Source organism: Kitasatospora sp. NPDC002551 (assembly GCF_040296005.1).
GTDB lineage: Bacteria > Actinomycetota > Actinomycetes > Streptomycetales > Streptomycetaceae > Kitasatospora.
In genome coordinates, this window is sequence record NZ_JBEOWI010000022.1 from 75,783 (window position 1) to 88,493 (window position 12,711).

At 72.0% G+C, this 12,711-nt stretch carries 10 protein-coding genes; 4 read left to right on the forward strand and 6 right to left on the reverse strand.

Translation table 11 applies throughout. The annotated features are described in order from the left end of the window. Positions 1 to 3,219: a LysM peptidoglycan-binding domain-containing protein gene (locus ABT093_RS20005; protein WP_350566008.1), complete on the forward strand. Its 3,219-nt coding sequence runs from the start codon at positions 1 to 3 to the stop codon at positions 3,217 to 3,219. Positions 3,220 to 3,308: 89 nt separating this feature from the next. Continuing rightward, positions 3,309 to 4,070, forward strand: a complete 762-nt coding sequence (locus ABT093_RS20010; RefSeq protein WP_350566010.1) for a prepilin peptidase — start codon at positions 3,309 to 3,311, stop codon at positions 4,068 to 4,070. 1,454 nt (positions 4,071 to 5,524) lie between these two features. On the opposite strand, the gene ABT093_RS20015 is transcribed toward ABT093_RS20010, so the two are convergent. From ABT093_RS20015 to ABT093_RS20025, 3 genes are all read right to left on the reverse strand, one after another. Further along, entirely contained in the window at positions 5,525 to 7,042 is a 1,518-nt protein-coding gene (locus ABT093_RS20015; protein WP_350566012.1) for a DUF2637 domain-containing protein, read from the reverse strand. A 174-nt stretch (positions 7,043 to 7,216) separates the two neighbouring features. Beyond that, positions 7,217 to 7,489, reverse strand: coding sequence for a hypothetical protein (locus ABT093_RS20020; RefSeq protein WP_350566014.1), 273 nt, complete (start codon positions 7,487 to 7,489; stop codon positions 7,217 to 7,219). Next, a complete protein-coding gene (locus ABT093_RS20025; protein ID WP_350566016.1) occupies positions 7,486 to 7,770 on the reverse strand; it encodes a hypothetical protein in 285 nt (94 codons plus the stop codon). Before ABT093_RS20025 ends, ABT093_RS20020 begins: the two co-directional genes overlap by 4 nt. 161 nt (positions 7,771 to 7,931) lie before the next feature. Between ABT093_RS20025 and ABT093_RS20030 the strand changes: the two genes are divergently transcribed. Further along, complete coding sequence (locus ABT093_RS20030; protein WP_350566018.1) at positions 7,932 to 8,141, forward strand: hypothetical protein; 210 nt, start codon at positions 7,932 to 7,934, stop codon at positions 8,139 to 8,141. 79 nt (positions 8,142 to 8,220) lie between these two features. Here ABT093_RS20030 and ABT093_RS20035 read toward each other — a convergent pair whose 3' ends face one another. Continuing rightward, positions 8,221 to 9,417, reverse strand: a complete 1,197-nt coding sequence (locus tag ABT093_RS20035) for a hypothetical protein (protein ID WP_350566020.1) — start codon at positions 9,415 to 9,417, stop codon at positions 8,221 to 8,223. After that, positions 9,414 to 10,271 carry a ParA family protein gene (locus ABT093_RS20040; protein ID WP_350566022.1) on the reverse strand — a complete coding sequence of 286 codons (858 nt, stop codon included), beginning with the start codon at positions 10,269 to 10,271 and terminating at the stop codon, positions 9,414 to 9,416. The genes ABT093_RS20035 and ABT093_RS20040 overlap by 4 nt, the downstream gene beginning before the upstream one ends. 668 nt (positions 10,272 to 10,939) lie before the next feature. Here ABT093_RS20040 and ABT093_RS20045 point away from each other — a divergent pair. After that, on the forward strand, positions 10,940 to 11,575 hold the full coding sequence (locus ABT093_RS20045; protein WP_350566024.1) for a helix-turn-helix domain-containing protein: 636 nt from the start codon (positions 10,940 to 10,942) through the stop codon (positions 11,573 to 11,575). 279 nt (positions 11,576 to 11,854) lie between these two features. Here the strand turns inward: ABT093_RS20045 and ABT093_RS20050 are convergent, their stop codons facing one another. Then, complete coding sequence (locus ABT093_RS20050; protein ID WP_350566026.1) at positions 11,855 to 12,622, reverse strand: hypothetical protein; 768 nt, start codon at positions 12,620 to 12,622, stop codon at positions 11,855 to 11,857. Between the last annotated feature and the right edge of the window lie 89 nt (positions 12,623 to 12,711).

The window sequence follows — 12,711 nt, forward strand, 5'->3', positions numbered from 1 at the left end:
ATGCCCCGCCGAGCCGTCTCCCGCCTCGCAGCCCTGCTGCGAGGCGTGCTCTCCCTCGCCGTGCTGCTCGCTCTGCTCGGCGGCGTCCCCTACCTACTGTGGCGCACTGGCACCCTGCCGCACCAGGTACCCGCCTGGGACGACGTCACCACCGCTCTCACCAGCCCCGACAGCGGCGGGCTCTTCATCGGCGCGCTCACCCTGCTCGGGTGGCTCGGCTGGCTCAGCTTCGTCGGTTCCACGCTGATCGAGCTCGGTGCCCTGCTGCGCCACCGCCGCGCTCCGCGCGTCCGCGCGTTCGGCGCCACCCAGCGCCTGGCCGCCTCCCTCGTCGCGGGTGTCGCGCTCCTTCTGCCCACCAGCGCCGCGTTCGCTGCCTCCCCCACCGCGTCCGCCGCTCCGGTCGCGGCGACCGCGCCGGCGGCCACTTCGACCCCTGCCATGTCAGCGCCCACATCGGCACCGGACGCCTGGACAGGCCCCACCCACCAGGTGAAGGCGGGCGACACCCTGTGGGACCTGGCCGAGCGCTACCTCGGTGACGGCGCCCGGTGGCACGAGATCGGCGACCTCAACCCCCAGGTCAATTCCCAAGGCATGCTCCAGCCCGGATGGACCCTGCGTCTGCCCGCTGTCGCACAGATGGTGCCCGGGGCGTCGTCCGCCGCTGCCCAGTCCGAGGTGCACACCGTCACCGTCCGGGAAGGGGATACTCTCTCCGCCATCGCCGGCCGCGAGCTCGGCAACCCCGATGCCTACCCGGCGCTGTTGAACGCCACCCAGGACGTCGACCAGCCCAGTGGCCATCGTCTCGCCGACGCCGACAAGCTCTTCCCCGGCGACAAGATCGTGATCCCGTCCAACGCGGCCCTGCCGCCCGTAGCCCCCGCCCCGGCTCCACCCACCGCCGCCCCGGAGCCGCCCGCACCCCCCACCACAACGACAGCCCCACAGCCACCCGGCCCCACGGTTCCGCCTGCCAGCCAGGAGGCAACTCCCTCTCCGGATGGTCCTCCTTCCGTCCCCGCTTCCTCCGCCCCTGAGCCGGTGCCGGCGCCGACTCAGCAGAGCCCGGCTCCGGCGGCCGCCGTACCCGAGGCGGCCGAGGCGGCCGAGTCCCAGTCGCCCGTCACCCTCCGGGAGATCGCAGGCATCGGCGCTCTCCTGGGCGCATGCCTGCTCGGGGTTCTCGCGTGGCTACGCCGAGAGCAGCAGAACGCCCGCCGTCCCGGTGAGACGATCGCTCTGCCGGCCACCACCAGCGCTGCCGAGCAGGTCCTCGACCGCACGTCCTCGCCCGCCAGCGTCGAGCTTCTGGATCTCGCGCTGCGGACTCTGGCCGCACGGAACCCGGATTCCCTGCCCACCATCCACGGCGCGAAGGTGGCCCCCGACCGAGTGGAGATCCTGGTCGACGATCCCGCCGCTGATGCCCTGCCGCCGTTCACCGACCGCCCCGACGGCTGGTGGGGCGTGCGCGTTGACCGGGCCGATCTGCTCGCCGCCGAGGAGGCGCAGCACGTCCCGGCGCCCTACCCGGGTCTGTCCACGATCGGGGCGACGCCGGACGGCACGCACGTCCTGGCCAATCTCCCGCAGGCCGGTGTGCTCCTATTGGAGGGCGACGAGCAGCAGGTCCGCGAAGTCGCCCGCGGCATCGCCATGGAGGCGGGCACCTCGGCGTGGGGTGGGCACGTGGAGGTACGGACCTGCGGCTTCGGGGTGGAGCTGCAGCAGCTGCTCCCGGCGTGCCGGGTGATGTACACCCCGACCCTGGGGGCGGCGACCGCCGACCTCGCCGGGGTGTGGATCGAGGCACACCAGGCGGAGCACGAGGGCGGTGAGCCCCCTCTGCCGTGGATGGTCATCTCCTCCTCGCCGGCGAGCCACGAGGAGCTCTACGCCTTCGCGGACGTGATCGGCAAGGTGAAGGGGCAGCAGATCGCCGCCGTGCTCCCGGCGGCCGGCGCGATGGAGTTCTTCCCCAGTGCCCAAGTGCTGAACGCCTCCGAGGCCGGGCCTCAGCTCGTCGAGTCGCTGGGCGTAGAGGTGGTCCTGCAGCGGGTCACCGACGAGGCCTACCGGCAGCTGACCTCGGCGATCGCCCTGGCGACGGAACCCGCCCTCCCGGCCAAGGGAGCGTGGGCGCAGCTGCCTGACCCTGATCTGGTGAGGGTGGTCACCGCTCCTGTACCGGTGCCGCGGCACCTGTCCCTGGCCGGTGGCCCACAGGACGGCCACGTTGACGAGGGCCAGGCGGAGGAGGTCGAGACAGTGGCCGCCCCCGCGGCCGAGGCCGGCCGGGTGGTCGCGGGCGAAGGGCCGCACAAGCCCGAAGGGGCACCCGGCGAGGGCACGGCATCCGTCGGCCCGTCCACCGTCGTTCCGTTCGCCGTCCCCGGCCAGGTCCCGGCCCCCGCGCCGGCGCGAGTCGACGTCGTCCGCGAACCCCGACCGGACGCCGGCCAGGATGGCGCTCCCGAGCTGCAGATCCTCGGGCCGCTGCAGATCGTCGGGATCGGCAGCACGGTGGTGCCGGCGAAACTGGTCCTGCTGGCCGCCTACTTGATGTTCCGCAACGAGCGGGATCCGGGCAGCATCGGCGACGCGATGAACCCGGCGACACCGTGGGGCCCAAAGCTGGTGGCGGAGGAGATGTCCCGGCTGCGCTCCCGACTCGGCCTGGACGCCAACGGCGTTGCCCACGTGCGGCACAAGCCGCGCGGTGTGGCGATGTACTCCCTCAGCGAGGAGATCACCTCGGACTGGGCCACGTTCGTGGCCTTGGCCGAACGCGGCATTCCGCGAGGGGCGGCCGGGATCCTCGACCTGGAGAACGCGATGAGCTTGGTCCGTGGCAAGCCGTTCGCCGGCACCGCCGACCACTCCTGGGCTGCTCCGCTGGCCCAGACAATGATCTCCCGGATCGTCGACACGGCCGAGCGGATCTCCGAGCTGCGTACCAGTGACGAGGTCCTGAACATCGACGCGGCCCGTGCCGCGATCGACACCGGCCTGAGCGTGGAGCCGACCGCCGAGAAGCTGTACCGGGCGTGGATGCGGATCGAGCACCGCGCCGGGCACCCTGCTGCAGTCCGGGACGTGATCGCCAGGGTCCACAAGATGACGGTCGACTGGCAGCTCAGTGGCCTTCAGCCGCAGACCCAGGAGCTGATCCGCCGCCTGACCGCAGTTCGGGAGACAGCCAGCGGCGTGTAGTTCTCCTCTGGTCCGTTTGGGCCCGGCCGGGTCGCCGGTCGGGCCCATCTCTTGTCTCCGCGTATGGCCGTCATTCCCGAGGAGTTCCCATGTCCCTGTCCCTCGCCGGCATCGGCTTGGTCGCTGCCGCAGGCCTTGCTGTGGGTGCACTGGCCGTGCGGCCGATTGTCTTCGCCTACTCCGTTCCCGACGGCCGGCGTTCTGGGTGCCCGCACTGCGGGCTCCCGGTGGTCGTAGGACTGGCAGGCACCGTCAGCCGGGTGCTGATCCGCCCACGGTGCCCGCACGGCGCCGCTGGCGAGGACAACGGGGAGCGGGGTCCGCGCATCGGGCCGCTGCCTGGCCTTCCGGAGGCGCTCACCGGCGGCGGGGCCGCTGCAGTCGCCTGGGCTGGAGGACCGGGCTGGCTGCTGGCGATGCAGCTGTGGATGGTCATGGTGGGCGCGGCGCTGCTGCTGGTGGACCTCGCGGTGACGCGCCTGCCGGACCACCTCAGCGCGGCGGCGGCGGTGGGCGTAGCGGTGCTGCTGGTCATCGCCTCGGTGATGGACAGCCGGTGGCAGGCCTTCGGCAGGGCTGCACTGGCCGCCCTGGTGGTGGGGGTCGTCTTCGTCGTGCTGGCCCTGTTGGGTATGGGGCTCGGCGACGTCAAGCTGGCACCAACGCTGGCAGCCGTGTTGGGCTGGCACAGCTGGACTGCGGTGTTCTGGGGAATTGGCGCCGGCCTCTTGCTGGGTGCCGCGCACGCTGTAGTGCTGTCGGTCAGGGTTGGGGCAGGACGCAAGGAGGAGTTGGCGCTCGGGCCGGCCCTGTTGGTCGGAGCCCTGACAGTGTCCGCCCTGCTCGGCTGATCCGACCGCGCATCTTCCCGGGCGGCGGGCTGTCGGGAACCTCTTGCACAACGCATGTAGTGCTGCGGGGTGCTGTCCTGACACCGGCCGTCCTCGGCTCTCTGCGATCGCCGCTCAAGAGCTCGGGGACCTGGAAGCCACCCAGAGGATCGAACGACTCTGTGGCGGCCACATCACCGGCCGGGCAGGCTGTTCCCCGGCGACCTGATCGTGATCCCCGCCCACGCGCTAACCTCGGCTCCGCCCGCCGCCGCGAGCCAGCCGTCCGCCCCCGCCGAAGCGCCGGCCGCTCAGGCGGCCCAGCCCCAGCCCGCAACCCCGGAGAGTCCGGCCCCGGCCCCGCAGCAGAGTGCCCCGGCCAGCGCCGCGCCAGCCGCCAGGTGAGCGGCGACTGGGACTCGGCTGCGGGCGCGGCGGGGGTCTGGGGCTGCTGGGCGGGAGGTCGGTACCACGGGGGCCTCGGGCGCCGGCGAGACCATGATGGCGACCCGGCCCGGCACCAGAACACGGCGCGGACCGGACGTGGGCCAGCTGAGCAGAGAGCCCTTCTCGCTGGGAGTCAGGGGAGATCGCGCTCCGTAGCGATCGCGGCCCCGAAGTCCGCTCGGAGCGCCCAGGCAGGTCCTCTGAGAGCCCGCCAGGCGCGCACCGGGCGGCAAGGTCGAGAGTCTCGACGAGGAATCGGCTGGGTGGACCTCGGTCACGTGCCAGCCAGACAGGTCGTGTACCTGATCGAGATGGCTGCCAGTGTGCAGCTGGAGGGGGTGGGCGTCGGGCAGGCGCCGGGCCCACAACGCAGTGTTCCGGTGCATGACGTGCATGGGGAGGGCCGGCAGCGGCCGGGCGCTGTCGTTCAAGCTGTAGGCCCACCGAGGAAGCATGTCGACGTAGGCGAGCCGGGCCCGGTCGGCGACACCCAGGACGGCTTCCCTCGCCCGGTCGAAGAGCTGCTCCCACCCGGCGGCGGGGTCGTAGGCCTGGTAAACGGCCAGGCCTTCGGGCTGGACCCACACGCGGCCAGCGCGGGGCCCTGCGTGGTCGAGGTACGCGAGGGTCGCGGTGCTGCTGTGCGCCAGCGAGCTCGGCGAGGCCCTTGGACGGGCGGCGGCCGTCGCCGGCGCGTGCTTCGCCGCCACCGCCCCGTCCTGCGTGCGGCCCAGGCTCCCGGCTGGTCCTCTCTGTGCTGAACCGCGCCGGGTTCCGCACCCTGGCCGGGCACGTGATGGTCACCACCGCCATGGGACTGCCGCGGATGGCCGGCCCGGGGGGCAGGCTCCCGCCTGGCACTACCGCACCGCTCCCTGAGCTCTCGTAGCCGCCGTGTCGAGGCGCTGCTTCAGACCGGGGCTCCGGCCGCCGTCCGACCGTCCGGGCACAGTCCGCTTCTCCCGGCCCGGCCGCTGCCCGGCCGGTTCGACCGGGCGACCGGGCGACCGGGCGACCGGGCGACCGGCTCACACTCGCATGTCCTGCAGGTCGAGGCTGGGCTGGATCGGGTCCTCCGGGGTCGGGAACCTCTCGCACAGCTGGTTGTAGTAGCGCCGGACGCTGTCCGCGCTCACCGGCCCGTCCCCGGCCTTGTTGCTCTTGAAGCCCCGGGTGTGGAGGAACTCGGCGAGCTCCGACTGCTCCGGGTGCCGCTGGTGCTCGGTGACGAAGGTGAAGAAGCCCTCGGCCCAGCCGGACGGGATCCGCTGGGCGTCATCGGTCTGCTGGGTGACGACCGGGCCGGCCGCCGAACCGAGCGCCGAGACCCGGGCGGCGGGAACGGGCTGCGCAGCCGCCGGGTGCCAGTCCTCGGCGACGGCCTCCGTGGCCGGCTGCGCAACGGCGTTCTGCGCGGCCGGTGCCGCCGGGGCGTCGTGCGCATGGCCGATGCGCAGAAGATCGTCTTCCGGAATCGCCCCGGCCGGCGCCTCAGGGTGCCGCGCAAGGCCGAACGGCTCCTCGGCCTGCTCGGGATACGCCTGCGCAATCACGGGCACATGGCCGTTGACCTGCACAGACACCGGATTCGATTGCGCGGCCGCAGCCTGCCCGACCTCCGCTTCCGGAGCCTGCGCAGGACTTCCCTGCGCAAGATCATCCTGCGCAATCGGCTCCGGCTCCGGCTGCGCAAGAGCCTTGCGCTGCGCAAGCTCGCCCGGCTGCGCATGCGCAATGGCCTGGTCGTCCTGGCGCGGGGCGGCGGTGCCGAGCTGGCGGGCGCGCTCCTGGTGGGCGAGGAGGCGGCTCAGCGGTTCGGCGTCGACGCCGACGGCGGCCAGGCCCGCCTCGTAGGTGACCTCCACCGGCACACCGAGGTCGGCGAGCTGCAGCGGCAGCCGCGCCGCCGGGGGGAGCTGCGGCTTCCTGCGCGTGGCACGGCGCCTGAACCGCGACGGGTGTGTCGTCGCGATGAGGACCCGGTAGGTGAGCCGGGCCTGCTCGCCGTGGATCGCTTCGTCGAGGCTGCGGATCTCCCAGAGCTGCATGCGGCGCCACAGGCGCCAGGTCTGAACGGGTGCCAGCACCCAGCGGATCAGGCGGATCCGGTCGATCGACCGGTCGGAGCTGAGCCGGGCCAGACGGGCGACGGAATGGCGGCCGGCCTCGGAGACGATGATGAAGAGGATCGGGATCACGGCGTGCATACCCACGCCGAGCGGGTCCGGCCACGACGCCGACGCGTTGAACGCGATCGTGGCGACCGTGAACAGCCAGGCGGTCGGGCGCAGCAGCGGGAACGGGATGCGCAGCCAGGCGAGGACGAGGTCGAGGGTGAGGAGGACGAGGATTCCGGCGTCGACCCCGATCGGGAAGATCCGGGCGAAGTCGCCCATGCCCTTGCGGAAGGCGATGTCGCGGACGGCGAGGTAGGAACCCCAGAAGCCGATCGCCGCGATGATCAGCGCGCCGACGGCGACGCCGCCGATCAACCACTTGTGGATTGGCTTCAGGACCGGCCGGGTCACTGGCTCCCCCTTGCTCACGTACTCATGTTCAAGGGGTCACTGTGTCACGTGAGCTGGGGGGTAGTCACAGGACATAGCGGCTGGGCGGCTTCCGGGCCCGTCGCTTGGAGCATTCGGATACTCAACGCCACATTGCGGTTGCTGAGGGCGAGGAGGCGGCCCGGAAGCGGTGGTCGGCTGGCGGGGTGTCAGTCAGGGGCCGATGACCAGCCAGTAGATGAGGTCGGCGTCGAGGGTGGGGTGGTACCGGTGCAGGATGCTGATCGGCCGTCCGCCGGTGGCCGCTTGGTCGAGGTGGACGACGTAGTCCTCCGCCTGCGGGTCGAAGGAGACGCGCCTCTCCCCCGTCCTCGGGTTGAGCTCCAGCTGGGCGCGGACGGTGTGGACTGCTCGGGCCTCGGCTTCGGTGAGCTCGGGGAGGCCTTCCTTCTCCACGCTGTCGGAGTAGGCGACGAACGTGGTCACCGGGCGGCCGCCTTCTTCTCGCGCAGTTCGGCGAAGGAGGCGGAGACGGGCATCCGCAGTGCGGCGACGGCCTGCTCGGTCGTGTTGCGGCGCACGTACTGGCGGTAGCGCTCGGCGAGGGCCGGGACCTGGTCGAGCCGGGTGGTCGCGAGGTCCTCCTCCAGGCGGTCCAGCCGGGTGTCGATGCCGAGCGAGGACAGGCCGGCCAGCGCTGCCCTCAGCTGGGGCAGGGTGTCCATGGGGGGCGGGGTCGGGGCGGTGTGCTGGGCTGCGGTGCTCACCGGCTGCTCCTCTCGTTGTCGTACAGGCGACGCTACTCGGCTTGCCGGGGTGCCAGGAAGCGTTCCTGGATATCGGCCGGTCGCGCGGCTGGTGTCGGCATGCTCCGGAACAATGCGGTTCGGTCGGCGCCTCTGCGGTGCCGCGGGTCTTTGGAGGTGGCATGGGCGACGGTGTGCGGGTGGCGGCGGTTCAGGGCGGTGGTCCGGACAAGACCCGGGCGGAGGTGGATCTGGGCGCCTTGGTCCGGGATGGCGGCCTGGTGGGGGCAGTCCGGCCGACGGCCGGGGCTGACGCCGCCGGTGGTGCGCTGGTGGTGAAGGTCCTGGCCGCCGGGGTCGGCGCCCGGGGCTACGACAGGGTCTGGCTGTAGGGCTGGGGTTGGTTCACCGGTTTCACGACGCGGCCCCGCCCCCGGGAGTACTGGGGGCGGGGCCGTTGCGGTAGGGGGGTTAGGCGCCGGGTGCGTGCAGTGCCCGGTTCCGCAGCACGGTGGCCGCCTTGCGGATGTCCTCGCGCAGCTTGTCGTACTGGCCGGTGGTGTCGGTGGCGGCTTCGGCGAAGACCTGCTTGGTGGCGGCCCGGTTGGCGTCCCTCAGGAGCTTGAGCACGTGCTGGAGGGTGACGAGGTGCTCGGGGACGATCTCCGCCTCGGGGATGTCGTCACCGTCACCCGGGTCTGTGCCGCCGCCTTCGCCCTGGACTTCCGGTGCGGGACCGCCGCCGTCCCGGGCGGAGCCGTGGTCCTCGCGACCGTCGGCGCCGGCCGGGGTTTCCGGAACGGTCTCGGGGCCCGGCGCTGCAATTGCAGCGCTTTTGTTCGATTCTTCTTCGAACACCGGCGCTGCAATTGCAGCGCCGCGGTCCTGGCCCGGCACCTCCCCGCCGGGCTGGCCGGCTCCTTCGTCGGTGCCGGGCTCGTCGAGTCCGAGGACCTCACGGGCCGCCGCCTCGATGACCGCGCGCTTCTGCTCGGGGACATCCGGCAGAGTTTCGGGCAGCGCCTCGTGAGCGGCGCGCAGCGCAGCGGCGGTCGGCCGCTCGCCCAGCGCGGCGCTCTGGTCCCTTATCACCGAGTAGACGGTGACGGCCGTTTCGCGGTCGTACGCCTTTTCCGTCCGGACCATCTCCTTGGCCTGACCGGGGTTGGGCACCACGCCGGTCTCCCGGCCGGCCTCCAGGGCCAGCGGAGCGGCTTGGCGCAGCTGGCGGTTGTAGACCGCCGAGCGCCCGGTGAGCCACACGGCGTACTCGCCGTAGGTGTGGTGGCTCCGCCGCCACCACTTGCCCTTCTTCGCGCGCTCCAGGCCTTGGGCGATCACCCAGACGGAGGCGTCGCCGGTAGCCAGCGCCGTGCGGATGACGCCCTCGGTCCGCTCCTTCTGCTCCAGTTCCGTGTCCGTGAGGTCGGAGAAGTCGTCTTCGCCGACCTCACGGACGTCGTCCATGCCGGGCAGGACCTCGGCCAGCCGCAGGACGGCGTCGATGGTGTCCTCGGGCGAGGGGCCTTCGATGATTGCCTTCGCCCTGGCGGTCACCGCCGCGCCGGCGCCTGCGGCGTAGCCGCTGGGACTGCCGGATGCGCCGCCTGTGCCGAGGAGGTCGTCGAGGACGTCGTCCACGCCGCCCGTGTTCACGGTCGTCGTCATGCGGCGGCCCCGAGGCCGAAGAGGATGCGCGCGCCCTTGTCGTAGTCGCGGACGGTGGTCGAGCCGGGAGCGAACAGCCGCAGCGGCTCCTTGGCCAGCTGCGCCTCACCGATCTTCACGTTGGTCCGGGCGGGGAGGATGACGGCGCCGGGGTAGGCCCGGGCCAGGCTTCCGCCGATCTTTCGGGCGATCGTCGAGCGTTCGAAGTCGGTGAGGACGGCGGCGGCCACCCGCAGGTCCGGGTTCATCCGCTCCTGGACGGTCGCGATGGTCCGGTTGAGGGCGCCGGCGCCCCGAACGTCGAGGCCGCTGGCGGCCTGGACGGGGATGATCACGTCGTCGGCGGCGATGAGGGCCGAGACGGTCATCGCGCCCAGGCTCGGACCGCAGTCGATGATCGTGACGTCGACGTCGTCGGCCTTGCGTAGGTGGTGCTGCAGGCAGGTGTCGGTCCCGGTGGGGTGCTTGGCGTTGACGTCGGCCAGGTCCGGGTAGGACGGGACGAGGGTCAGTCGCTCGTAGGGGGTGGGGTAGCTGACCTCCGCCAGCTTCACCTTGGCGTCGAAGAACAGGTCGCGCAGGTTGAGGCGCCGGTCTTCCGGGTGCGCTTCGAGGAGGTAGCGAAGCCAGACGCTCACGGACGCTTCCTGGTCGTCCGCGTCGACGATCCGCACCTTCAGGCCGTGGGCGATGAGCGCCATGGCCAGCTCGAAGGCCGTGGTCGTCTTGCCGACCCCGCCTTTCTGGTTGCAGACGGCCACGACCCGGGGGAAGGAGGCGGCCTGGAAGGTCTCCGGCACGACGATGCCGGTTTTCCAGTCGTGATATGCGGACTCGACGTCCCATTCGGTCACGATGTCCAGGAATGCCAGGTCGTCGCTGAGCGGCGCAACCTGTACCTTCGGGTCTTGTGTTTCTCGCATAGCCCGCAACCGTAGCGGGTGAAACACCCCCAGCGCCCCGTCCGGTCCCCGACCGGCGGGGCGCTGCTTCTTCCGCAGGGAGTCCTCCCGATCCGGCGCGGGTACCGCCGGCTGGGTTCCGTGCTGCTGAAGGGTGGTCACCGCAGGTTCCCGGGTTGGCGGTTGGTTCCGGGGTCGCACGCGGGCAGTCGTCCGCCCGGAGCGCTGACGCCGCGCCGGACATTTGCGGCGCTGCGAGTCGACACGTTCCCCGAGGCCGGCACGGGCGAGCGTGTCGGGGTGACGCCTGGTGAGCCACTGGAGGTGGTTCCCTGGGCACCGGGGCGGGTGTTGCGGCGACCCGCCGATGCGGTCTCGCAGCCGCCGGAGTCGGACGGCTGCTGAAGGGCTCGGCCGGCACGGCCCGGCCGAGCCGCTGTCGTGGCGCCCAGCCCAGTCGGCTCGGTGTGCGGGTCGGTGTTGTCCCGCGTGCGGGACAGAACGTTCCATTCTTGTTCGGTAAGGACCCCGAACGGGCGAGCGCCCCGCGCGTCCTCGGGAGATCACTGCCGCCCCTGCGACAGTCTTCCGGCAGCAGCACCACGGAAGGGAAGACCTTTATGTGCACCAACGCCGAGCCGGGCGCCGACCACGACCCGTTGACCTCTGCGCTGATCGACGGCGTGGGGTACAGCTCCGTCCACGAGGACGGCCGGATGCGGGTGGTCATGGACCCCGAGGCATTCGACGCCTTCCTGGAGCTGTTCGAGAGGCGCCAGCGCCACCTCCCGGTGCCTGCGGCGGCGCTGGACTACCTCCGGCAGTACCGCGCTCCCGTGTGCGCGGCGGAACTCGACTTCGGCGGCATGAGCCGCTGTATGAGCCCAGTACAGGTGGGACGGCGGTGCGGCGCTCACCCGGCTCTGGGCCAGGTCCACCCGGAGGCCGGCCAGGCCCTCGCCTCCCTGTCTCTCCGGGCCCGGCGCTTCTGGGATCGCCTCGTCGAAGAGCCGTGGCTGCGCGGCCTTCGCAAGGACCAGATGCCCGAGCGGCTCGGCGTCTCCACGTCGACGGTCAGCCGCAGCCTCACCGAGCTGCGCTCCCACCACCTGGTGGTACGCAGCCGCACCCACTGGCAGACGATTCCGCATCCCGCGGTGGCCTTCTTCGGCTCCGTCATCCTCCAGAAGAGGGAGCTGGCCCAGCTGGACACGGTGCAGCGCACCGCGTTTGAACACCTGGAGTCGGCGGCCTGACCGTCCGGCCCGGTGCGGCGCTGCGGATTCGGGTAGTCGTACCGGCAGTGCCGGTCGGCTGCTGACGCGCCGGGGGAGGGAGGCCTGCCAACGGTCGCGGGCCGGGCGCCGATTCGGTGGGCACCGGTGCCCGGCCCGTGCTGGCGGCGGTGGGGGGGCCCGAGCGGCGCAGAACCGGCGCCGGGGCGCAGTGCGTCCTTTCCCGCTGGTTGCCTGCGGGCCGCCCGTCCGCGCTAGCGCCCTGGTTCGGTCCGGGCCGCGGGCGGAGGGGCGGCGTGCTCAGGCTGCCAGGTTCTTCAGGTCCGCGAGGGTGAGCTCCTGGGTGCGCCTGGCCTCCTGGCTCCCCAGGAACGCCTCGATCCCCCGGGCGGTCGGGGTGCGCCGGCGCGGCACCGCGATGAAGGTGTCGTGGCCGTCGGAGTCCGCGAGCTGCTGGATGTAGTCGGCCAGCGCCCCGCGCCCGCTCGCGCCTTCGAGATCGTAGCCGCGGCCGTTGAGCTGAGGCAGCGGGTAGAGGGTGCCGCGGTTGGACCGCAGCCAGAAAAGCCCGCTGCGCCGGTCGATAATCAGCGAGGCGCAGGACTCCCCCTCCCGAAGTCCGAGCGGGGCGTAGGTACGGTGGGTCCAGCGGTCGGTCGGGCCGTCCTGGGTCTTCCAGCCCATGATGTCCGCCAGGCCGGGGCCCGAGCAGGTCCGGTAGTGCTCGGAGACGACGGGCATCCCCGTCTCCGGGTCGGTGAACGTGCGGTAGCAGGTGCATCCGGATCCCGCGATGGCAGCCGGACTCTCCGTGTCCTCGTCCACGCAGGCGTGCCACAGCGCGGGGATCTTGTCGTTGTCGACCATCGTGGTGTGCAGCGGGTTGGGGACGCAGCGCTGCAGGCGCCGCTCCCATTCCTGGACGTAGGGGCTGCTGCGCTCGATGACGACGGTGGCGTTCATGCTCGCGCCGATGATCCCGCGCTCGGGTTCGGTGTAGAGGAGGAAGTGCGTCCAGGTCTTGTTCGGATCGTAGGTCAGCGTCAGGTCGTGCTGGCTCTCGGTCACCGGCTGTCGCCCCCTGAAGGTGTCTCAACGTACTGATTAGGTGACGCACAGTCTCCCAGAGCGGGAGTCCGGGCGGGGCGGATTCTCGG